The organism is Nocardioides sp. GY 10113, from assembly GCF_004919105.1.
Taxonomy (GTDB): domain Bacteria; phylum Actinomycetota; class Actinomycetes; order Propionibacteriales; family Nocardioidaceae; genus Nocardioides.
In genome coordinates, this window is record NZ_STGK01000003.1 from 165,911 (window position 1) to 187,396 (window position 21,486).

The following is a 21,486-nucleotide window of genomic DNA, read 5'->3' on the forward strand; positions in this document are numbered from 1 at the left end:
CGGTCAGAGCTGGGCTGAGCAGCACCGACGTCCGGGTCGGCCCCCGCGGGGGCCGACCCGGACGTCTGGCTTTTCGCCGCCCCGGACGCCGCTAGCTCCGCGGCGCGCCCAGCAGGTCCGCCACGTCGCCCTCGGCGTCCCACAGCGCCGCGTCGTCGGCTCCCGACGACTCCAGCCGTCCGGTGGCGCCCAGCAGCTCGGCGGTCTCGCGGGCGTCGGTGTCCTTGGCCGACGAGCCAGCCGGACCGATCAACACCGGCCAGGTCCCTCGGATGGCGAGCGAGGCGACGCAGCATCCGGCCAGGACCGCCAGGTAGCGGGTCAGCGCGTCGGTCAGCGACACCATCCCCTGGGCGAGCTGCCAGTAGGCGGGGGAGGCGACGACGGCGGCCGCGAGCAGCGTCCAGCCGTCGACGAGCCCACGGCCCGGGACGCGGACCGGCCGACGTGCCGCCGGGGCGCCGGAAGCCTGTGCCCGGCGCATCAGGAGCCCGCCAGTGCGATCGCGCTAGCCGGGCCGGCCGGACCGGACGTGCCGGTCGGGCCGGGCGCGGCGCCGGAGACCACCCCGAGCGAGCGGACCTGCTGGGCCGCACCGAGCTCGGTGTAGGCGAAGACCGGCAGCCGCTCGACGGCCGGCGCCACCAGCCGGCGCAGGGCCGAGCGGATCTGCGGCGCGCAGACCAGGACCGGCCGCAGGTTCTGCTCCTCGGCCGCGGCCTGGTGCTGGGCCAGGCTGACCATCAGCTGCTGGGCCACGTCGGGGTCGATCAGCAGCTGTGCGCCGAGGTCGCTGGGGCGCAGGCCCTCGAGCATCTGCTGCTCCAGCACCGGGTCGAGGCTGATCACGTGCAGGACGCCGTCGACGACGTACGGCGCCGCCAGCGCCGGGTCGAGCGCCGCCCGCGCGGCATCGACGAGCCCGTCCAGGTCCTTCGAGGTCGCGGCGCGCACCGAGAGCGCCTCGAAGATCCGGACCAGGTCGCGGATGGGCACGCCCTCGTCCAGCAGGCTGCGCAGCACCCGCTGCACCTCGCCGAGCGAGAGCTGGGTGGGGGTCAGCTCCTCGATCACCACCGGGTGGCTGCGCTTGACCACGTCGGTCAGCAGGCGCACGTCCTCACGGCCGAGCAGGCTGCTCGCGTGGCGGTGGACGACCTCGGCCAGGTGCGTGGTGACCACGGAGGCGCGGTCGACGACGGTGGCGCCGCCGATCTCCGCCTGGTGGCGCAGCTCGGCCGGGATCCACTTGGCCTCCAGCCCGAAGACCGGCTCGCGCGTCGGGGTGCCGGGCAGCGCGGCGAGGAAGTCGCCGATCGCCAGCACGGTGCCGCGGGGTGCCTCGCCGCGGGCGATCTCAGCACCGAAGAGCGTGATCGCGTAGGTGTGCGGCGGCAGCTCGAGGTTGTCCCGGGTGCGCACCGGCGGGATGACGATGCCCAGCTCGCCGGCAATCTTGCGGCGCAGCGCCTTGACCCGGTCCAGGAGGTCGCCGCCGGTGCGGGCGTCGACGAGGTCGATCAGGTCGGCCGACAGCTCCAGGCCCAGCGGGTCGACGCGGATCTCGGCGGCCAGCCGCTCGGGGGAGTCCGGCGGCTCGGTCGCGGCCTCCTCGGACGCCGCCGCGGCGGTCGCGGGCTCGGACTCGTCGATCCGGGTCGAGGCGATCAGCATCGCTCCGCCGACGATGATGAAGGGGGTCTTGGGCAGGCCGGGGATCAGGCACAGCGCGAGCGCGCCGAAGCCGGCCACCCGCAGCGGCATCTGGCGCGCGGTGATCTGGCGGACGATGTCCGAGCCCATGTCGGCGTCGCTGACCGAACGGGTGACGATCAGGCCGGTGGCCACCGAGAGCAGCAGCGCCGGGATCTGGGAGACCAGGCCGTCGCCGATGGAGAGCAGCGAGTACGTGCTGATCGCCTCGTCCCAGGGCATCCCGTACTGCGCGACGCCGATCGCGAAGCCGCCGATCAGGTTGACCAGGGTGATCACGATCGCGGCGATCGCGTCGCCCTTGACGAACTTGGAGGCACCGTCCATCGCGCCGTAGAAGTCGGCCTCGGCGTGCACCTCGGCGCGGCGCCGGCGCGCTTCGTCCTCGGAGATCAGGCCGGAGTTGAGGTCGGCGTCGATCGCCATCTGCTTGCCCGGCATCGCGTCCAGGGTGAACCGGGCGCCGACCTCGGCGACGCGGCCGGCACCGTTGGTGATCACCACGAACTGGATGACCAGCAGGATCACGAAGACGATCAGGCCGACGACCAGCGACCCGCCGACCACGAAGTGGCCGAAGGTGTCGATCACCTTGCCGGCGTACCCGTCGAGCAGCACCAGCCGGGTCGCGCTGATGTTGAGCGCCAGGCGGAAGAGGGTCATCACCAGGATCACGGCGGGGAACCCGGCGAACTCCAGCGGGCCGTGGATGAACATGGCGACCATCAGCACCATCAGCGCGCCGGTGATGTTCAGCGCGATCAGCAGGTCGAGGACCACCGCGGGCAGCGGGACGACCAGCATCACGATGATCATCACGATGCCCACCGGGATGGCGAGCTTCTGCAGGGACTTGACGGGCACTCATCCGGCCTCTCGGTGCGCACCGGCCGAGACGCGGTGCGTGCGGAGCGCCGTCCGTGGCACTGGAGGGGCGGCGCCGTCCTGGCGTCGTGGTCTGGTGATCGGCAGCACGGGCCGCCAGTTGAGGACTTCGGTGCCCGGACGAGCGCCGCCCGCCCCGGTGCCCGCGGCGCGGACGGTGGGACGGGCGGCGCCGGTCCGGTGCGGTACGGCGGTCAACGACCGGCGCGCAGGCGGCGCCAGGTCTTGCCCTCGACGATGCCGGTGGTGCCGGCGTCGGCCGACGCCTGGTAGGTGCGCACCGCCCGGGCGGTCTCGGTGTCGAAGACGCCGTCGACGGGGACCCGCGGCTTCACCCGGGCGGCGTTGAGCGCGCGCTGGAGGCGACGGACCGTCGGGCCGGTCGACCCGATCTTGAGCACCGGGCGCGCCCCGATGGTGTGCAGCCGCATCCAGTCGGCGCGTGCCATCGCGCCGGTGGCCGGGCGCCCGCCGGCGGACTGCCAGCGGCGGACGGCCTCCTCGGTGGCGCTGTCGTAGCGACCGTCGGCCTCGCCGTCGTACCGGCCGGCCTCGCGCAGCAGGCACTGCAGGGCCTTGACGCGCCGCGTCTTCGCCTTCGAGAGCGTGGCGGCCGGGGCGATCGCGGGGTAGTTGCGGAAGTTGACCCGGACGCCGCCGCAGTGGCTCTCGGCGGGCGCGACCCCGCCGTTGCCGAGCTCGAGGTAGTTGCGGTCGATGTTGATGGTGACGCCGCCCCAGGTCTCGTTGTGCCCGCCCTGGTACTGCTTCATCCGGCCGCCCGGCCGCCAGCCGTCCTCGCGGATCACGGCCGAGGCGGGGCTGGTCGAGGAGGTGTTGGCGACGCCGTCCCAGCGGGCGATCCAGATCTGGTCGGGCAGCCGGAACATGCCCGGCCGGTTGACGCGCGCGTCGTCGAGCATCTTGATCCCCGAGCTGGCGCTGGAGTAGACCCCGGAGACGTAGCCGAGCTGGCGGACGCGGGTGGTCCATCCGTGCAGGAACCACAGCGCGGACTCGCGGCACCGGGTGTTGCTGACGTCGAAGCCCTCGAGGTCGTACCAGAGCGTGCTGCCGGGCACGATGCCCAGGCGGCCGGCCTCGGCGACCGCCTTCTCCGCCTCCGCGCGTGCCATCCGGCGCGCCTTGAGGTAGCGGTTGCCGGTGCCGGGCTGGGGGTTGATGGTCGGGTCGTCGTTGTACCGCGGGAACCGGGTCGCGCAGGAGGCCTGGGGGCCGAGCGTGATCGGCAGCAGGCGCCACCCCTTGCGCAGCTGGGTGCTGATCCAGGTGGGCGTCAGGTTCGGCTGGCTGCGGCAGGCGCGGGAGTTGCCGGAGATGTAGATGCCGACCGCCAGGAACGGCGAGCTGCGCAGCCAGGCGTCCATCGCCTTCTGCGTCGGTGCCAGGCACTGGTCGAACCCGTAGCCGGTGAAGTCACCGGGGGTGACCGGGTTGGTGCCGGCGGCGGCGAGGCTGAGGTCGGCGGCGTCGCCCGCCGCCGGGGTGGACGGCGCGGCCGGGGCGGCCTGATGGCCGGCCAGCGCGCCCAGTGCGAGCGCGGCGACCACGCCGGCCGCGGCGATGCGGCCCGCCGTACGGCGCCTCCGGCGGGGGCGCTCGGGGGCCGGTCGATCGGGGTCCGGGCGCGCGTCGGTCAGGGCGGTGCGGTGAGGCATGGCGGAGCTCCAGGGGAAGGTCGTCGTTCCGTCAGAAGCAGCAACAATAACCACGTTCGTCCCACCAGTAACACGAAGCGCAATAACTACAGTTCTGTAGTTCGGCCACCGGTTCCGGTGCGCATCCGGCTCGCTCCGCGGGGGAGCGGCTGCCGGACGTCGAGCCCCTGGTCCGCCCCGGCCGGGCCGCCCGTCGCCGCCGCCGACCCGAGCGGTCCGGAGGGAACCGGGCGGTGCCCGCACCGACTGCGGCGATCCCGCCCCTCCGGGATAGCCTGACCCCGTGGCAGATCTCGCGCCTGAGCTTGCGTCCGACCGCACGTCCGACCCCGCGTCCGACCCCGCGTCCGACAGCGTCCGCCCCACCCTCGACACGGTCGCCGTCGCCGGGTCCGACCCGGACCGCGACCAGCCGTGGGCCGAGCTCGGCCTGAAGGCCGACGAGTACGACCGGATCAAGGAGATCCTGGGCCGTCGGCCCACCTCCTCCGAGCTGGCGATGTACTCGGTGATGTGGAGCGAGCACTGCTCCTACAAGTCCTCCAAGGTGCACCTCAAGCAGTTCTCCGAGATCCCGCAGGAGACCCGGGTCGGCGCGATGCTCGCCGGCATCGGCGAGAACGCCGGCGTGATCGACATCGGCCAGGGCTACGCGGTCACCTTCAAGGTCGAGTCCCACAACCACCCGTCCTACGTCGAGCCCTACCAGGGCGCGGCCACGGGCGTGGGCGGCATCGTCCGCGACATCCTTGCGATGGGCGCCCGCCCGGTCGCGGTGATGGACCCGCTGCGCTTCGGACCGCTCGAGGCCGAGGACACCCACCGCGTCCTGCCCGGGATCGTCGCCGGCGTCGGCGGCTACGGCAACTGTCTGGGCCTGCCCAACATCGGCGGCGAGGCCGTCTTCGACCCCACCTACGCGGGCAACCCGCTGGTCAACGCGCTCTGCGTCGGCGTCCTCAAGCACGAGGACCTGCACCTCGCCAAGGCGTCGGGCACCGGCAACCGCGTGATGCTGTACGGCGCCCGCACCGGCGGCGACGGCATCGGCGGCGTCTCCGTGCTCGCCAGCGAGACCTTCGACGCCGACGGCCCCGCGAAGCGGCCCAGCGTCCAGGTCGGCGACCCCTTCATGGAGAAGCTGCTCATCGAGTGCACCCTCGAGCTCTTCCAGGCCGGCGTCGTCGCCGGCATCCAGGACCTCGGCGGCGCCGGCCTCTCCTGCGCCACCTCCGAGCTCGCCTCGGCCGGTGACGGCGGCATGAGCGTCGAGCTGGACCGGGTCCCGCTGCGCGACTCCACGCTCGCGCCGGAGGAGATCCTGATGAGCGAGAGCCAGGAGCGGATGATGGCCGTCGTCGAGCCCGGCGACGTCGACGCGTTCCTCGCGATCTGCGCGAAGTGGGACGTCGAGGCCGTCGACATCGGCGAGGTCACCGACACCGGCCGCCTCGAGATCACCTGGCACGGCGAGGTCGTCGTCGACGTACCGCCGCGCACCGTGGCCCACGACGGCCCGGTCTACCACCGCCCGTTCGCCCGCCCGTCCTGGCAGGACGAGCTGCAGGCCGACGCCGCGGAGGTGCTGCCGCGGCCGACCACCGACGCGGAGCTGCGCTCCACCGTGCTCCAGCTGGCCGCCAGCCCGAACCTGTGCGACAAGTCCTGGATCACCGACCAGTACGACCGCTACGTCCAGGGCAACACCGTCCTCGCCCAGCCGGCCGACAGCGGCATGGTCCGCGTCGACGAGGAGTCCAACCTCGGCGTCTCGGTCTCCACCGACTGCAACGGCCGCTTCGCCAAGCTCGACCCGTACCTCGGAGCGCAGCTGGCGCTGGCGGAGTCCTACCGCAACGTCTCGACCGGCGGGGCGACCCCGCTGGCCGTCAGCGACTGCCTCAACTTCGGCTCGCCCGAGGACCCCGACGTGATGTGGCAGTTCGCCGAGGCCTGCCGTGGCCTCAAGGACGCCTGCCTCGAGCTCGGCGTGCCGGTCACCGGCGGCAACGTCAGCCTCTACAACCAGACCGGCGAGGTCGCGATCCTGCCGACCCCCGTGGTCGCGGTGCTCGGCGTGATCGAGGACGTCACCCGCCGTACGCCGACCGGCTTCCAGGCCGCGGACGAGACGGTGCTGCTGCTCGGCGCCACCCGCGAGGAGCTCTCGGGCTCGGAGTGGGCGCACGTCGTGCACGGTCACCTCGGTGGCCGCCCGCCGGTGCTCGACCTGGCCGCGGAGGCCGCGCTCGGCCGGCTGCTCACCGACCTGGTCGGCACCGCGACCTCGGCGCACGACCTCGCCGAGGGCGGTCTCGCGCAGGCGCTGGTCGAGGCCTGCCTGGCCAACGGCGTCGGTGTCCGGGTCGACCCGACCGCCGTCCACGGCGACGCGTTCGTGGCGCTGTTCTCCGAGTCCGCCACCCGTGCGCTGGTCACCGTGCCGGCCGACGCCGTCGAGCGGGTCGTCGCGCTGGCCGCCGAGCTCGGCGTGCCGGTCACCGAGATCGGCGCCACCGGCGGCGACTCGATCGCCGTCGAGGGCCGCTTCGAGATCCCGCTCGCCGAGGCGCGCGAGGCCTGGACCGCCACCCTGCCGGCGGCGCTGGGCTGATGGGCATCGAGGGAGGGGTCCGGCCGCTCGAGGAGGGCGTGCACACCGATCTCGCCTCGCGCCTGACCTACGGCGGGTACCTCGACCTGGACCGGCTGCTGTCGGCCCAGCACCCGCTGAGCGACCCGGCGCACCACGACGAGCTGCTCTTCATCATCCAGCACCAGACCACCGAGCTGTGGCTCAAGCTGATGATCCACGAGCTGCGGGGCGCCCGGGTCTTCCTGGACGCCGACGACCTGGCGCCGGCGCTGAAGAGCCTGGCCCGGGTCAAGCACATCCTGAAGACGATCACCGAGCAGTGGTCGGTGCTGGCCACGCTCACCCCGACCGAGTACGCCGAGTTCCGCGACGTGCTCGGCCCGTCCTCGGGGTTCCAGTCGGTGCAGTACCGGGCGATCGAGTTCCTGCTCGGCAACAAGCACGCGGCGATGCTCAAGGTCTTCGAGTCCGACCCGCCGGCGCACGCGATGCTGAGCGAGGTCTTCGAGCAGCCGACCGTCTACGACGCCTTCCTGCGCCTGGTCGCCCGCCGCGGCCTGCCGGTGCCGGCGGCGGTGCTCGAGCGCGACGTGCGGGAGCCGTGGGTCGAGGTGCCCGAGCTGGTCGAGGTGTTCCGCGCCATCTACACCGACACCGAGGCGCACTGGGACCTCTACGAGACCTGCGAGGACCTCGTCGACATCGAGGACGCCTTCCAGTTCTGGCGCTTCCGGCACCTGCGCACGGTGCAGCGGACTATCGGGTTCAAGACCGGCACCGGGGGCTCCTCGGGCGTCGGCTTCCTCAAGCGGGCGCTGGACCTGACGTTCTTCCCCGAGCTGATCTCGGTCCGCACCGAGCTCGGCTGAGCGCCATGCGCCACCTGACCGTGCTCCCGGGCGTGGTCGACCACCACGTCCACCTCGGGCTCGTCGATCGCGCGCTGTTCGCGGACTCGCCCGTCGTGGAGGTGCACGACCTCGGCTGGGTGATCGCCGAGGTCGCCGCGTGGGCGGCCGACCCGCCGGCCGGCGTCCGGGTCCGGTACGCCGGCCCGTTCCACACCGCCGTCGGCGGCTACCCGTCGGGTCGCTCCTGGGCGCCCGTCGAGGCGGTCCGCCCGGTGGTGGACGACGGTGACGCCCGGGCCGCGGTCTCCATCGCGGCCGAGCGGGGCGCGAGCCGGATCAAGATCGCCCTGCATGCCGGCATGCCGCTGCTGGGCGACGAGGAGCTGTACTGGCTGGTCCGCGCTGCGCACGAGACCGGGCTGACCGCGGTGGTGCACGCCGAGGGCCCCGGCCAGGTGGCCCGCGCGGTGGCCGCCGGCGCCGACGCCCTGGCGCACGCCCCGTGGACCGAGCGGGTCCCCGACGACGTGCTGGCCGATGCCGGGCGCCGGGGGATGACCTGGATCTCCACGCTGGCGATCCACGGCCCCGAGGAGCGGGCGGTCGCGATCGAGAACATCCGGAGGTTCCGGGCCGCGGGCGGCCGGGTCGTCCACGGCACGGACCTCGGCAACGGCCCGACGCCGGCCGGCCTGGTGCCCGAGGAGATCCTCGCGCTCGGCGAGGCCGGGCTGACCGGGGAGGACCTGCTGGCCGCGGTGCTGGCACCGGAGAACGGGAGCGGCCCCCGCCTGGCCGCGCCGGGGCCGCGGCCCCGCGATGCCGAGGAGCTGGTGAAGTGGTTGCAGACGTCCGTCCGGGTCGAGCAGGAGACGCCGTGACCGCGGCGCCGATCCCGCCCGCGGTGCCGGAGTCGATCGCGGCGCGCGCCGCGATCCTCGACGCCGAGGACCCGCTGGCCGCGCACCGCGACGCCTTCGTGACGACCGAGGGAGTGCTCGCCTACCTCGACGGCAACTCGCTGGGCCGGCCGTTGAAGGCGACCCGCGAGCGCCTCGTGGACCTGGTCGACGGCGCCTGGGGCGACCGGCTGATCCGGGCCTGGGACGAGGGCTGGATGGACGCCCCGACCGAGCTCGGCGACACGATCGCCCGGGTCTGCCTCGGGGCCGCGCCGGGGCAGACGATCGTCGCGGACTCCACCACGGTGATGCTCTACAAGCTGGCCCGCGCCGCGCTCGGGGCGCAGGCGGACGCCGGTCGGGACGAGATCGTCATCGACCGCGACAACTTCCCGACCGACCGGTTCATCGTCGAGGGCCTGGCCGCCGAGCACGACCTGACCATCCGCTGGCTCTCCGCGCCGCACGACGACGGCGTCTCGGTGGCGCAGGTCGCCGAGGCGGTCTCCGAGCGCACGGCGCTGGTGCTGCTCAGCGCGATCGCCTACCGGTCGGGCCACGTCGCCGACATCCCCGGCATCACCGCGGCCGCCCACGACGCGGGTGCGCTGGTGCTGTGGGACCTGAGCCACGCGACCGGCGCGGTCGAGCTGGCCCTCGACGCCGACGGTGTCGACCTGGCCGTCGGCTGCACCTACAAGTACCTCAACGGCGGACCCGGCGCGCCGGCCTTCGGCTACGTCGCGCGCCGCCACCAGGCGGCCTTCCGCCAGCCGATCCAGGGCTGGATGGGAGCCGCGGACCCGTTCGCGATGGGGGAGGCCTACCAGCCCGCCAGCGGCATCCGGCGGATGATCAGCGGCACCCCGCCGGTGCTCGGGATGGCGCCGATGCGCGACATGCTGGAGCTGATCGACAGCGTCGGCATGGCCGCGGTCCGGGCCAAGTCGCGGGCACTGACTGCGTTCGCGGTCGAGGTCGCCGAGGAGCTCCTGGCGCCGTACGGCGTCGTCGTGGCCACCCCGCGCGACCCGGAGGTCCGGGGCGGCCACGTCACCCTCGACCACCCCGACTTCAAGGCCGTCACCGCGCGGCTGTGGGAGCGCGGCGTGATCCCCGACTTCCGCCCGCCGCACGGCCTGCGGGTCGGGCTGTCGCCGCTGTCCACGTCGTTCCACGAGGTGGCGGTCGGGCTGGCCGCGATCGCCGAGGAGCTCGCGGGCTGACCCGGCCCGGGGTGGGTCGTGTGCCTGAGGCACCGGTATTCCGGGGTGTGGGGCACACGAGGCCGCTCGGTCACGGCTCGTGTGCCTGAGGCACCCGCATTCCGGGGTCTGAGGCACACGACCCACCCGGGGCACACCCGCCGGACCCACGCCGCCGGACCCACGCCGCCCGCACCACCCCGACCAGGCAGAATCAACACCGATGCCCGCCCGACTCCGCCCCGCCGCCCCGACCGACGTCGCCGCCGCGCTCACCCGCCTGGGCGACGCGCAGCGGGCCGGCGAGGACCCCGACCGCGCCGACCTCCGGCTGCTCACCAAGCACTTCCTGGCGTTGCTGGAGGAGCGTGCGCCCGGTCGCTCGGTCGAGGTCCGGGTGCCGCCGTTCGCGGCGGTCCAGGTGGTCGAGGGCGTGCGACACACGCGCGGCACGCCGCCGGCCGTGATCGAGACCGATGCAGCCACCTGGATCGCCCTGGCCACCGGTCGGATCGCCTTCGACGAGGCCGTCGGCGACGCCCGCGTGATCGCCAGCGGCGAGCGCACCGACCTGTCGCCGTACCTGCCGCTGGGCTGATCGGTCGAGGGGTCGCCCGAGGACCTCCGACGCCAGCCGCCACCTGCCTCTGGGACCCGCTCCCGCGCCCGGTTACCGTGAGCCCATGAGTCTCGACACCGCCACCCTGAAGGCACGCCTGGCTGACCTGATGCCGGGCCTCCGCAGCGACCTGGAGGACCTGATCCGGATCCAGTCCGTCAGCGCGGACCCGGCCCGCCTCAGCGAGGTCGAGCGGAGCGCCGAGCGGACCCAGGCACTGTTCGCCGCCGAGGGCGTCGACGCCCGGATCGTGCGCGCCTTCGACGGCGCCCCGCCGGCCGTGATCGGCGAGAAGAAGGGCCCCGAGGGCGCGCCGACGGTGCTGCTCTACGCCCACCACGACGTGCAGCCCGAGAACGACCCCGCCGACTGGGACAGCCCGCCGTGGGAGCCCACCGAGCGCGACGGCCGCCTCTACGGCCGCGGTGCCGCCGACGACAAGGCCGGGATCATCACCCATCTCGCCGCGCTGCGGGCCTTCGGTGACGACCTGCCGGTCACCGTGCGGCTCTTCATCGAGGGCGAGGAGGAGGTCGCCTCGGCGACGCTGCCCGCGCTGCTGCACCAGTTCCAGGAGGAGCTGCGCTCGGACGCGATCGTGATCGCCGACTCCGGCAACTGGGACATCGGCGTTCCGGCGCTGACCACCAGCCTGCGCGGCATGATCCGGGTCGACGTCGAGGTGCGCACCCTGACCCACGCCGTCCACTCCGGCATGTGGGGCGGCCTGGAGCCGGACGCGATCATGACGCTGATCCGCGTCCTGGACAGCCTGTGGACCCCCGAGGGCGGCTGCGCGATCGAGGGCCTGCACAGCGGCCCCGCCGCCGACGTGGAGTACCCCGAGGAGCGGCTGCGGGCCGAGTCCGGCGCCATCGAGGGCCTGGAGTGGGTCGGCACCGGCTCGGTCGTCGAGCGGCTGTGGACCCAGCCCGCGGTGACCGTCACCGGCATCGACGCTCCCAAGGTGGACGGCGCCTCCAACACCCTCACCCCGGCGGCCCGCGCCAAGATCACGGTGCGCCTCGCGCCGGGCGACACCGCCGAGAACGCGGTGGCCTGCCTCCAGGCGCACCTGGAGAAGCACACCCCCTGGGGCGCGCAGCTGACCACGACGGTCTGCGACACCGGCGAGCCGATCGCGATCGACGCCACCGGTCCGGCGTACGACGCCGCGCGGGCCGCGTTCACCGAGGCCTGGGACGGCACCGCCCCGGTCGACATGGGCGTGGGCGGCTCCATCCCGTTCATCGCCGAGTTCCTCGAGACCTTCCCGGCCGCGTCGGTGCTGGTCACCGGCGTGGAGGACCCCGACACGCGGGCCCACGGCGCCAACGAGGGCCTGCACCTGGCGGAGTTCGAGAAGGTGCTGCTCGCCGAGGCGCTGATGCTGCGCAACCTGGGCGCCTGACGCCCCCGCACGGCGTTCCGGTCGCCCGCCACCCGCGAATCGGGCTGGCGGGCGACCGACCGGTAGGCTGACGCACGTGTGCGGAGTGTTCGGCGTCTGGGCTCCCGGTGAGGACGTCGCCAAGCTGACCTATTTCGGCCTCTACGCCCTGCAGCACCGAGGGCAGGAGTCAGCCGGCATCTCGGTGAGCAACGGGCGGCAGATCCTCGTCTACAAGGACATGGGGCTGGTCTCCCAGGTCTTCGACGAGAACACCCTGGAGTCCTTCCAGGGCCACCTCGCGGTCGGCCACTGCCGGTACTCGACCACCGGCGCCAGCACCTGGCAGAACGCGCAGCCGACCTTCCGGCCCACCGGTCACGGCTCGATCGCGCTCGGTCACAACGGCAACCTGGTCAACACCCACGAGCTCGCCCAGATGGTCGCCGACCTGCCGAGCGACGAGGACGAGCTCGACATCCACAGCGTGAACCTGGAGGCGTCGACCAACGACACCAGCCTGGTCACGGCGCTGTTGGCGCACCACCCCGACGTCTCGCTCGAGCAGCGTGCGCTGGAGCTGCTGCCCCAGGTCGAGGGCGCGTTCTCGTTCGTGTGGATCAACGAGGACACGCTGTACGCCGCGCGCGACCCCGAGGGCATCCGACCGCTGGTGCTGGGCCGCCTCGACCGCGGCTGGGTCGTCGCCAGCGAGGACGCCGCGCTCGCCACGATCGGCGCCAGTGTCGTTCGCGAGGTCGAGCCCGGCGAGCTGCTGGTCATCGACGAGGAGGGCCTGCGCTCCCACAAGTTCGCCGAGCCGCGCCGCAAGGGCTGCGTGTTCGAGTACGTCTACCTGGCCCGCCCCGACGCCACCGTCGCCGGCCGCAGCGTCCACGAGGCCCGGGTCGAGATGGGTCGCCGGCTGGCGAAGGAGTTCCCGGTCGAGGCCGACCTGGTGATCCCGGTGCCCGAGTCGGGCACCCCCGCCGCCTCCGGCTACGCGCTGGAGAGCGGCATCCCGTTCGGCCAGGGGTTCGTCAAGAACGCCTACGTCGGCCGCACCTTCATCCAGCCCAGCCAGACCCTGCGCCAGCTCGGCATCCGGCTGAAGCTCAACGCGTTGGAGCACATGATCCGGGGCAAGCGGATCGTGGTCGTCGACGACTCGATCGTCCGCGGCAACACCCAGCGCGCCCAGATCCGGATGCTGCGCGAGGCCGGCGCGACCGAGGTCCACGTCCGGATCTCCTCCCCGCCGGTGAAGTGGCCGTGCTTCTACGGCATCGACTTCGCGACCCGCGCCGAGCTGATCGCCAACGGCCTGGACGTCGACGAGATCGCCGCCAGCGTCGGCGCCGACAGCCTCGGGTACATCTCGCTGGAGGGCATGGTCGAGGCGACCGCCCAGCCGGCCACCTCGCTCTGCACCGCCTGCTTCACCGGCGAGTACCCGATCGAGCTGCCCGACGAGAGCAAGCTCGGCAAGCACCTGCTCGAGGCGACCCTCGCCGCGTCGAGCCGCGACGAGGCCCTGCCCGTCCTGAACAACCCGTGACCGATCCGGTCACCGTCACCGACACCGTGAACGAGGAGCCGACCGTGGCCGAGCCGACCCAGCCCCAGGACGACGCGACCGAGCCGGGCGCCTACGCCCGTGCCGGGGTGGACATCGCCGCCGCCGACCGTGCCGTGGACCTGATGAAGACCTGGGTGGAGAAGGCCCGCCGTCCCGAGATGCTGGGCGGCCTGGGCGGATTCGCCGGCCTGTTCGACGCCTCCGCGCTGACGAAGTACAAGCGACCGCTGCTGGCCACGTCCACCGACGGTGCCGGCACCAAGGTCGCGGTCGCGCAGATGATGGACAAGCACGACACGATCGGCTTCGACCTGGTCGGCATGGTCGTCGACGACCTCGTCGTGTGCGGCGCCGAGCCGCTGTTCATGACCGACTACATCGCCACCGGCCGGGTCGTCCCCGAGCGGATCGCGGCGATCGTCAAGGGCATCGCGGAGGCCTGCGTCGAGGCCGGCTGTGCGCTGGTCGGCGGCGAGACCGCCGAGCACCCGGGCCTCCTCGGACCCGACGAGTACGACATCGCCGGCGCCACCACCGGCGTGGTCGAGGCCGACGACCTGCTCGGCCCCGGCCGGGTGCGCCCCGGTGACGTGGTGATCGCGATGGCCGCCAGCGGCCTGCACTCCAACGGCTACTCCCTGGCCCGCCACGTCTTCTTCACCGAGGCCGGCTGGACCGTCGACCGGTACGTCGAGGAGTTCGGCCGCACCCTCGGCGAGGAGCTGCTGGTGCCGACCCGGATCTACACCAAGCCCTGCCTCGACATCGCCCGGAACACCGAGACCCACGCGATGGCCCACATCACCGGCGGCGGCCTGGCCGCCAACCTGGCCCGCGTGATGCCCGTCGAGCTCAAGGCGACGCTGGACCGGTCCACCTGGACCCCGGCGCCGATCTTCGACGCGGTGCGCAAGGTCGGCAACGTCTCCCAGCCGGACCTGGAGGCGACGCTGAACTGCGGCGTCGGCATGGTCGCGCTGACCGCCCCGGACTCGGTGGACGACGCGATCGCCCGGCTGGGCGAGCACGGCATCGAGGCGTGGGTCGCCGGTCAGGTCGACGTCGACCCGGAGCAGGCGGGCACCGTGGAGCTGGTGGGGCAGCACCCCGGCTGGTGAGTCTCGACCCGGGCGCCGGATGAGGTCCATCTCATAACAGAGGTACCAATGCGTGCCCCGGCGTGCGGGAACAGACGGGGAGCAGGTACCGTTGCCCCCACGAGACTCTGAATCAGCAGTCCGGGACCCTGGGTGGTTCCCGGCCAAGTGTGCGAGGGGGCTGGACCCTATGGGCCGCGGCCGAGCGAAAGCCAAGCAGACGAAGGTCGCACGCGACCTGAAGTACCGTACTCACGAGACAGACTTCGGGGCACTCGCCCGCGAGCTGCACGGTGAGCCCGGCGGAAGCGACCGCGTCGATCAAGTCGACGACGTCGACGACGTCGACGACTGGTCGGACTACGTCGACCGCCGCGACTGACCGCCGCGACTGACCGCACGCTGATCGGCGCCGTCACGGGCGCCGCGGGGGTGACCCCGCAGCGCCGGTGACGGACGCGTGGCGGCGTACCGGCGCCGCCGGGCCTCAGCCGAGCCAGATCCCGCGAAGTCGACCGACCTCGCGGATCCGCTGCTCGGCCATCCGATCCGCCGCGACGGCGGTCGGCACGGCGTCGGAGGCGGCGCGCTCCAGCACGGTACGGGTCGTCTCGTAGATGGTGGCGGCCCGGGCACGGGCGCGCTCGAAGTCGAAGCCGACCAGCTGGTCGGCGACCTGGATCAGGCCGCCGGCGTTGACGACGAAGTCGGGTGCGTAGACGAGGCCAGCCTCGTCGACCAGCTTGTCGACCCCGGGGTGGGCGAGCTGGTTGTTGGCGGCACCGCAGACGATCCGTGCCTGAAGGACCTCGATCACGTCGGCGGTCAGTGCGCCGCCGAGCGCGCACGGCGCGTAGACGTCGAGCGGCGCGGCGACCAGCTCGGCCGTCGACGCCACGACCCGCACCGAGGGGTGCTCGTCGCGGACCCTGGCCACGGCGCGCTCCGAGACGTCGGTGACGATGACCTCGGCGCCCGCCTCGAGCAGGTGGCCGACCAGGTGGCGGCCGACCTTGCCGACCCCCGCCACGCCGACCCGGCGCCCGGCCAGCACGTCCGCCGGGTCCGTGTCGCCCCACAGGTGCTCCGCGGAGGCCTGCAGCCCCCGGAAGACGCCGTACGCCGTCAGCACCGAGGAGTCGCCGGCGCCGCCGTTGGCGACGGTGCGCCCGGTGACGTGGCTGCTCTCCCGGCCGATCAGGTCCATGTCCTCGCTGAAGGTGCCGACGTCGCAGGCTGTCACGTAGCGCCCTCCGAGAGACTCCACGAAGCGTCCGTAGGCCCGCAGCAGCGCCTCGCCCTTCAGGGCGGTCGGGTCGCCGATGATGACGGCCTTGCCGCCGCCGAGGTCGAGCCCGGCGACCGCGGCCTTGTAGGTCATGCCGCGGGACAGCGCGAGCACGTCGCGCACCGCGTCGGCGGTGGTGGCGTAGGGGTAGAAGCGGGTGCCGCCGAGCGCGGGGCCGAGTGCGGTGGAGTGGATCGCGATGATCGCGCGCAGGCCGCTCGCGGGGTCCTGGGCGAAGACGACCTGCTCGTGCTCGACGCCGTGGTCGAGGATGGAGGCCGGGTCGGCGGAGTCGGCGGCGGGTGGAGGCGTGCTCGTAGACATGGTGGTGTCGCTTTCCTGAGGCCACGAGGGTGGTGTGGCGGTGGGCGACCCGCGAGGGTGGTGCGGATCACACTCCACTGTAGTGAGGTGCCGGCGCTCGCTCGGCATCACCACCGTGTCGGTGGTCGAGGTGCGAGCAGGGCGAGCGGCCCCGGTGGTTGAGGTGCGAGCAGGGCGAGCGGCCTCGGCGGTTGGTGCGAGCAGGGCGAGCGTCCGCGGTGGTTGAGGTGTGGCAGGGCGAGCGGCCTCGGTGGTTGAGGTGCGAGCAGGGCGAGCGGCCCCGGTGGTTGAGGTGCGAGCGAAGCGAGCGGCCCCGGTGGTTGAGGTGCGAGCGAAGCGAGCCTCGAAACCACCACCGTGCCCGGAACGTGCGACGCCCGCGACACTGTGGGGTGGTGTCGCGGGCGTCGAGGTCCAAGGCGTCTCGGGCACCCTGCGGACACCCATGACTATGCCTTCTGGAACGACTGCCGTGCAGAGGATTCAGGCAACCTTTACCAGCCGTTCAACTGACCTCCGTGCGCCGCCGCGGTCCCGCCCACCGGCCGCGGCCACCAGAACCGCTCGCCCAGCAGCAGGGCCAGCGCCGGGACCAGCACGGTGCGGACCACGAGGGTGTCCAGCAGCACGCCGATGCACACGATCACGCCGAGCTGGGCCAGCACCACGAGCGGCAGCACGCCGAGCACCAGGAACACCGCGGCGAGCAGCACGCCGGCGCTGGTGATCACCCCGCCCGTGGCGGCCAGGGCCGTCAGCATCGCGCGACGCGGTCCCTCCGTCGCCAGGCCCTCGGAGGCGCGGGCGAGCAGGAAGATGTTGTAGTCCACGCCGAGGGCGACCAGGAACAGGAACGACAGCAGCGGGGCGCCCGAGTCGAGCGCGCCGAAGCCGAAGACCTGGGTGAAGATCCACCAGGACGCGCCCAGGCTGGCGGCGTACGTCGCGACGACCGTCGCCACCAGCAGCACCGGCGCGAGCAGCGAGCGGAGCAGGGCGCCGAGCGCCAGCAGGACGAGGCCGAGGATCAGCGGGAAGATCAGCAGGCGGTCCCGGGCCGCCGCCTCGGACTCGTCGAGCGCCTCCGCCTCCTGCCCGGTCACGTGGCTCTCCGGGAGATCGGCGAGTGCCGCGCGGAGGTCTCGGATCGCCTCGGACGCGGCGTCGGAGCCCGCGGCGGTGTCGAGCACCACCGAGATCTCGGTGACCCCGCCGCCCTCCGCGGTGACCCGCGCCGAGGAGACGGCGTCCACCTCGTCGATCGCGGCCATCACCTGGCCGGCCGGTGCGGTCGAGACCACCTGCGTGGGGGAGGCGACGCCGGCGGGGAAGGAGTCGGCGATCCGCTCGGAGCCGGAGATCGCCTCGGGCTTGTCGAGGAACTGGTCCGCGGTGTCGAGGCCGGTCTGGATGTTCGCCACGTTGACGGCCATGGCCGCGACCAGCGCCAGGGCGCCGAGAGCGAAGGCGCCGGGGCGGCGGGCGACGATCGCGCCGAGCCGGTGCCACAGGGTCCGCCGCTCGGTCGTGCTGCCCGCCTCACCCGTGGAGGGGTCGAAGCGCGGGACGCGCGGCCAGAAGACCCACCGCCCGAACAGCACCAGCGCCGCGGGCAGCACGACCAGGGCCGCGAAGGCGGCCACCACGATCCCGACGGCGCAGGCGACGCCCAGGCCACGGGTGGTCGGGGTGAGCGAGAGCGCCAGGGTGAGCACGCCGGCGACGACGGTGACGCTGCTGGAGAGGACCGCCTCCGCCGTACGACGCAGGGCGTGCGCCATCGCGACGTGCCGTGACTCCACGCGCCGCAGCTCCTCGCGGTAGCGGGAGATCAGCAGCAGCGCGTAGTCGGTGCCGGCGCCGAAGACGAGCACCGACAGGATGCCGACGGTCGACTCGTCCCAGGCCATGTCGAGGCCGGCCAGCGTCTGCGTGGCCGCGACGGCGGCGACCCGGTCGGCGATGCCGACCACCAGCAGCGGGATCACCCACAGCACGGGGGACCGGTAGGTGATCACCAGCAGGAGCGCCACCACGGTGGCGGTGGCGATGAGCAGGCGCACGTCGGCGCCGGCGAAGACCTCGGTCAGGTCGGCCTGGACCGCCGCCGGGCCGGTCACCTGGGCCTCGATGCCCGCCGGGAGATCCGCCTGGACCTGTGCGCGCAGCTCGGTGACGCGGTCGGCGACCTCGGTGGAGGAGCCGCCCTCGACCGGTACGACGGCGATCGCCGCCGTGTCGTCCTCGGCGACCAGCAGCGTCGAGGTCTGGCCGCCACCCTGGCTGGGGCCGGCCGGCACCGCGCCTGCTTCGCGGGCGACCGGTGTGAGGTCGGGGACGCGGGCGCCGATCCCGGGGGCGCCGTCGGCGGTCGAGAACACCACGACCGCCGTCGAGGTGTCGGGCGTGGGCAGCTGCGCACGGAGCTCCGTGCCGAGCGTGCTGTCCAGGTCGCGCGGCATCGTGTCGGTGGGGGACGGGGTGCGCTCGGCCTCGCCGATGGTTCCGAGCGCGGCGACCGCGACGAGCATCGGCACCAGTGCCACCAGCCAGGCCCAGCGGCGGGAGGTCAGCCACGCGGCCAGCCCCGAGGCGTGCGGCTCCTCCGACCGTCCCGCGGGCGGGCCGGGGGACGGCGCCGGGGCCGCAGGGTCCTCGGACATCGGTCGCGGGTCGTCCCCCCGCCGGATGGTGGCCACGCTGCCGTGGTCAGCCACGGTCGTCCTCCTCGTTCATCATCTGGTCGATCGTCCCGGTCGTCGATCGTGCGCTCGACCGCACCTGGGCGAGCAGCCAGGTGCGCGGGCGGGGCCTGGGACCGGCCCCGCCCGCTAAGTAGTTCGGAGCGCCGGCCCACACGGATGTGTAGGCATCGACCATCGCCTCGGTCGCCGCGCGCTCCGAGCCGGTGACGGCCAGTGCGAGTCGCCAGGCGTCGGCCGCCGTGGCGTCATAGAAGCGGCTCGCCGCGGTGGGGTCGCAGGAGGCCGCGCGGCGCAGCAGTGCACGCAGCTGCGCGTCGCTGGGCGCCGCCGGTGGGGACGCCGGTGCTCGGCTCATCGCGGACTCCCTGGGAACGACCATTCCGAAATACCTGAACAGACAATAACCAAAAACCTCAACAAACGAAATCAGGTATTCTGGGGACATGACATCCGAGACCGTCCCGGACGCCTCCAGAGCGGGAGAGGCGTCCCTCTCCATCGGCGAGGTCGCCGACCGGGCCGGGATCGCGGTCGCCACGCTGCGGATGTGGGAGCAGCGGCACGGTTTCCCCCAGGCATCGCGGCTGCCCAGCGGACACCGCCGCTACACCGAGGCCGACGCCGCGCTCGTCCGCGAGGTGCTGCGCCACCGTGACGCCGGCATGCGGCTGGATACCGCGATCGCGGAGACCCTCCGCAGCGCCAGCCCGCAGCCGCCGTCGATCTACGCCCGACTGCGGCGGCGCAACCCCGCGCTGCCCACCCAGCGGCTCCGCAAGACCACGCTGACCGCGATCTCCTGGGCGATCGAGGACGAGTTCTGCGCCCAGGCGCACGCCCCGGAGCTGTACGGCGCGTTCCAGCGCGAGCGGTTCTTCGACGCCTCGCGGGGGCGCTGGGAGGAGCTCGCTCTCGCCGCGGCCTCGGCCACCGTCTTCGCGGACTTCGTCGACCCCGACCCGGACGCCTCGCCCGCGCGGATCGCCCTCGCGCCGGGCGCCCCGCTGCGCCGTGAGTGGTCGATCGTCTGCCTCGCCGACGCGTTCCCGGTGGTGCTCACCGCCTGGGAGCTCCCCGGCCAGCGCGGCGTCGCCGACCGGGACCGCGAGTTCGAGGTGGCCTGGTCGCTGGATCCCGGCGACGTCGCCGAGGCCGCGGCGGTCTGCCGGGAGATCGCGCGGGGCGAGCAGGGCGACGCGAGCGGGTACGCCGGCGCGCCCGCGGACGTCCACCGGCCGCACCCCGCGCCGCCGGAGCCCGCAGCCGCCACCGCGCTGTTCGCCCGGGTCGTCGGCTACGTCGACCGGATCGGTCGCTGAGCCGGCTCCCGTTGACGTCGTGTGCCTGAGGCCCTTCTCTCGGGTGGTCTCAGGCACACGGTCCTGCGGTGGGCGGCCTCAGGCGACCAGGTCCGGCCAGCCCGCTGCCAGGTACTCCACGAACGCCGGCCCGACCGCCTCGGCGCGCAGCTCCTCGCGGGTCACCGGCCGTGACCGGGCCGCGAAGGAGGCGTCGGCCAGCGCGCGGCGGGCGAAGTCGTGGTGCAGGATCGCGCCCGTGCCCACGGTGGCGAAGTCCGCGCCCTGGTCCAGGCACCACTGGGCGTCGGCGGCGGTCAGCACCTTGCCGGCCACGCCGAGCCGGGTCCCCCCGCGGGGCAGGTCGGTGAACCGGTCGATCAGGCGCCCGTCGAGGCCCTCGCCGCGCGGGGCGGCGTAGACGTCCCACAGGGAGAGGTCGAGGTAGTCCAGCAGTCCGGTGCCGAGCATCGCCGCCGCCACCTCGCGGCCCTCGGCCAGGGGCACCCCGAAGCCCTCGGGGCTCAGCCGCAGCCCGAGCTGGAACGCGGGGCCGGTCGCGGCGCGGATCCCCTCGACCACCTCGAGCATGGCGCGCGAGCGGTTCTCCAGCGAGCCGCCGTACCGGTCGGTGCGGCGGTTGTGGCGGTCGTCGAGGAACTGGCCGAGCAGGTAGCCGTGGGCGCCGTGCACCTCGACCCCGTCGAAGCCGGCCCGCTCCGCGCGCGCCGCGGCCGCCACGAAGTCGGCGACCACCCGCTCGACGCCCTCGGTGGTCAGCGCGACGGTGTTCCGGTCAGGGTCGTCCCAGGGGGCCTCGTTGGGCCTGCCGGTGACGGTGGGGTCCGCGCGGCGGCCGCCGTGGTGGAGCTGGATCGAGGAGACCGCCCCGGTGGCGCGGATCGACGAGGCGAGGTCCCGCAGGCTCGCCTCGTGCTCGTCGTCGGCGACGCCCAGCTGGCCCCGCCACGCCTGGCCGGTCGGCACGACGTACGCCGCGCAGGTCATCACCAGGCCGAAGCCGCCCTCGCCGCGGGCGGTCAGCCAGCGGTGCTCGTCCTCGGAGAGCGTGCCGTCGTCGTGGCTCTGGGTGTTGGTCAACGGCGCCAGGGCGAAGCGGTTCCGCCAGGCCGGGCCGCGGGTCAGGGAGAGGGGCTGGTCCGGAGCAGTCACGCGCCCATCCTCGCCGGTGAGCGCAAGGCGGCGGCCGTCGGCCCCGGAAAAGGCAGAAGCCCCCGCACGGTGACCCGGCGGGGGCTTCTGGCTCGGTGGGCAGGGGCGGGGTCGAACCGCCGACCTTCCACTTTTCAGGCGGACGCTCGTACCAACTGAGCTACCTGCCCGAGCGATGCGTA

General features: G+C 73.6%; 17 protein-coding genes and 1 tRNA gene. 10 read left to right on the forward strand and 8 right to left on the reverse strand.

The features are described from left to right. Window positions 1-91: 91 nt before the first annotated feature. The 3 genes from E8D34_RS05175 to E8D34_RS05185 all read right to left on the reverse strand — a co-directional run bounded on the left by E8D34_RS05175 (window position 92) and on the right by E8D34_RS05185 (window position 4,277). Window positions 92-484, reverse strand: a complete 393-nt coding sequence (locus E8D34_RS05175) for a hypothetical protein (protein WP_136593538.1) — start codon at window positions 482-484, stop codon at window positions 92-94. Next, the gene (gene flhA / locus E8D34_RS05180; RefSeq protein ID WP_136593539.1) at window positions 484-2,577 is read right to left on the reverse strand and encodes a flagellar biosynthesis protein FlhA; all 2,094 of its coding nucleotides are present in this window, start codon (window positions 2,575-2,577) and stop codon (window positions 484-486) included. Before flhA ends, E8D34_RS05175 begins: the two co-directional genes overlap by 1 nt. Window positions 2,578-2,792: 215 nt before the next feature. Further along, window positions 2,793-4,277, reverse strand: a complete 1,485-nt coding sequence (locus tag E8D34_RS05185) for a glycoside hydrolase domain-containing protein (protein WP_136593540.1) — start codon at window positions 4,275-4,277, stop codon at window positions 2,793-2,795. A gap of 283 nt (window positions 4,278-4,560) precedes the next feature. On the opposite strand from E8D34_RS05185, the gene purL reads away from it, so the two are divergent. The 9 genes from purL (at window position 4,561) to E8D34_RS05230 (ending at window position 14,898) form a co-directional block, all read left to right on the forward strand. Continuing rightward, the gene (purL, locus tag E8D34_RS05190) at window positions 4,561-6,891 is read left to right on the forward strand and encodes a phosphoribosylformylglycinamidine synthase subunit PurL (RefSeq protein ID WP_136593541.1); all 2,331 of its coding nucleotides are present in this window, start codon (window positions 4,561-4,563) and stop codon (window positions 6,889-6,891) included. Further along, entirely contained in the window at window positions 6,891-7,742 is an 852-nt protein-coding gene (locus tag E8D34_RS05195) for a tryptophan 2,3-dioxygenase family protein (RefSeq protein WP_136593542.1), read from the forward strand. Before purL ends, E8D34_RS05195 begins: the two co-directional genes overlap by 1 nt. A 5-nt stretch (window positions 7,743-7,747) precedes the next feature. Next, a complete protein-coding gene (locus E8D34_RS05200; protein WP_136593543.1) occupies window positions 7,748-8,605 on the forward strand; it encodes a hydrolase in 858 nt (285 codons plus the stop codon). Then, entirely contained in the window at window positions 8,602-9,852 is a 1,251-nt protein-coding gene (locus E8D34_RS05205; RefSeq protein ID WP_240771112.1) for an aminotransferase class V-fold PLP-dependent enzyme, read from the forward strand. Before E8D34_RS05200 ends, E8D34_RS05205 begins: the two co-directional genes overlap by 4 nt. Before the next feature lie 202 nt (window positions 9,853-10,054). Beyond that, entirely contained in the window at window positions 10,055-10,429 is a 375-nt protein-coding gene (locus E8D34_RS05210; RefSeq protein ID WP_136593544.1) for a sterol carrier family protein, read from the forward strand. Between the two features lie 85 nt (window positions 10,430-10,514). Further along, window positions 10,515-11,861 carry a dipeptidase gene (locus E8D34_RS05215; RefSeq protein ID WP_136593545.1) on the forward strand — a complete coding sequence of 449 codons (1,347 nt, stop codon included), beginning with the start codon at window positions 10,515-10,517 and terminating at the stop codon, window positions 11,859-11,861. A 76-nt stretch (window positions 11,862-11,937) separates the two neighbouring features. Beyond that, on the forward strand, window positions 11,938-13,398 hold the full coding sequence (gene purF, locus E8D34_RS05220; protein ID WP_240771113.1) for an amidophosphoribosyltransferase: 1,461 nt from the start codon (window positions 11,938-11,940) through the stop codon (window positions 13,396-13,398). Window positions 13,399-13,442: 44 nt separating this feature from the next. Then, complete coding sequence (gene purM / locus E8D34_RS05225; RefSeq protein WP_136593713.1) at window positions 13,443-14,537, forward strand: phosphoribosylformylglycinamidine cyclo-ligase; 1,095 nt, start codon at window positions 13,443-13,445, stop codon at window positions 14,535-14,537. A 169-nt stretch (window positions 14,538-14,706) separates the two neighbouring features. Further along, window positions 14,707-14,898 (forward strand): DUF3073 domain-containing protein, encoded by a 192-nt coding sequence (locus E8D34_RS05230; protein ID WP_136593547.1) that lies wholly within the window; start codon window positions 14,707-14,709, stop codon window positions 14,896-14,898. A gap of 105 nt (window positions 14,899-15,003) precedes the next feature. Here the strand turns inward: E8D34_RS05230 and E8D34_RS05235 are convergent, their stop codons facing one another. The 3 genes from E8D34_RS05235 to E8D34_RS05245 form a co-directional block, all read right to left on the reverse strand. Further along, window positions 15,004-16,128 (reverse strand): Glu/Leu/Phe/Val dehydrogenase dimerization domain-containing protein, encoded by a 1,125-nt coding sequence (locus tag E8D34_RS05235; protein ID WP_136593548.1) that lies wholly within the window; start codon window positions 16,126-16,128, stop codon window positions 15,004-15,006. 494 nt (window positions 16,129-16,622) lie between these two features. Then, on the reverse strand, window positions 16,623-18,845 hold the full coding sequence (locus E8D34_RS05240; RefSeq protein WP_240771114.1) for an MMPL family transporter: 2,223 nt from the start codon (window positions 18,843-18,845) through the stop codon (window positions 16,623-16,625). Next, complete coding sequence (locus tag E8D34_RS05245; protein ID WP_136593549.1) at window positions 18,838-19,188, reverse strand: hypothetical protein; 351 nt, start codon at window positions 19,186-19,188, stop codon at window positions 18,838-18,840. The genes E8D34_RS05240 and E8D34_RS05245 overlap by 8 nt, the downstream gene beginning before the upstream one ends. Window positions 19,189-19,276: 88 nt before the next feature. Between E8D34_RS05245 and E8D34_RS05250 the strand changes: the two genes are divergently transcribed. Then, the gene (locus tag E8D34_RS05250) at window positions 19,277-20,152 is read left to right on the forward strand and encodes a DICT sensory domain-containing protein (RefSeq protein ID WP_136593550.1); all 876 of its coding nucleotides are present in this window, start codon (window positions 19,277-19,279) and stop codon (window positions 20,150-20,152) included. A 78-nt stretch (window positions 20,153-20,230) separates the two neighbouring features. Here the strand turns inward: E8D34_RS05250 and E8D34_RS05255 are convergent, their stop codons facing one another. Continuing rightward, complete coding sequence (locus E8D34_RS05255) at window positions 20,231-21,304, reverse strand: NADH:flavin oxidoreductase (RefSeq protein ID WP_136593551.1); 1,074 nt, start codon at window positions 21,302-21,304, stop codon at window positions 20,231-20,233. Between the two features lie 96 nt (window positions 21,305-21,400). Beyond that, window positions 21,401-21,474, reverse strand: a tRNA-Phe gene (locus E8D34_RS05260). Between the last annotated feature and the right edge of the window lie 12 nt (window positions 21,475-21,486).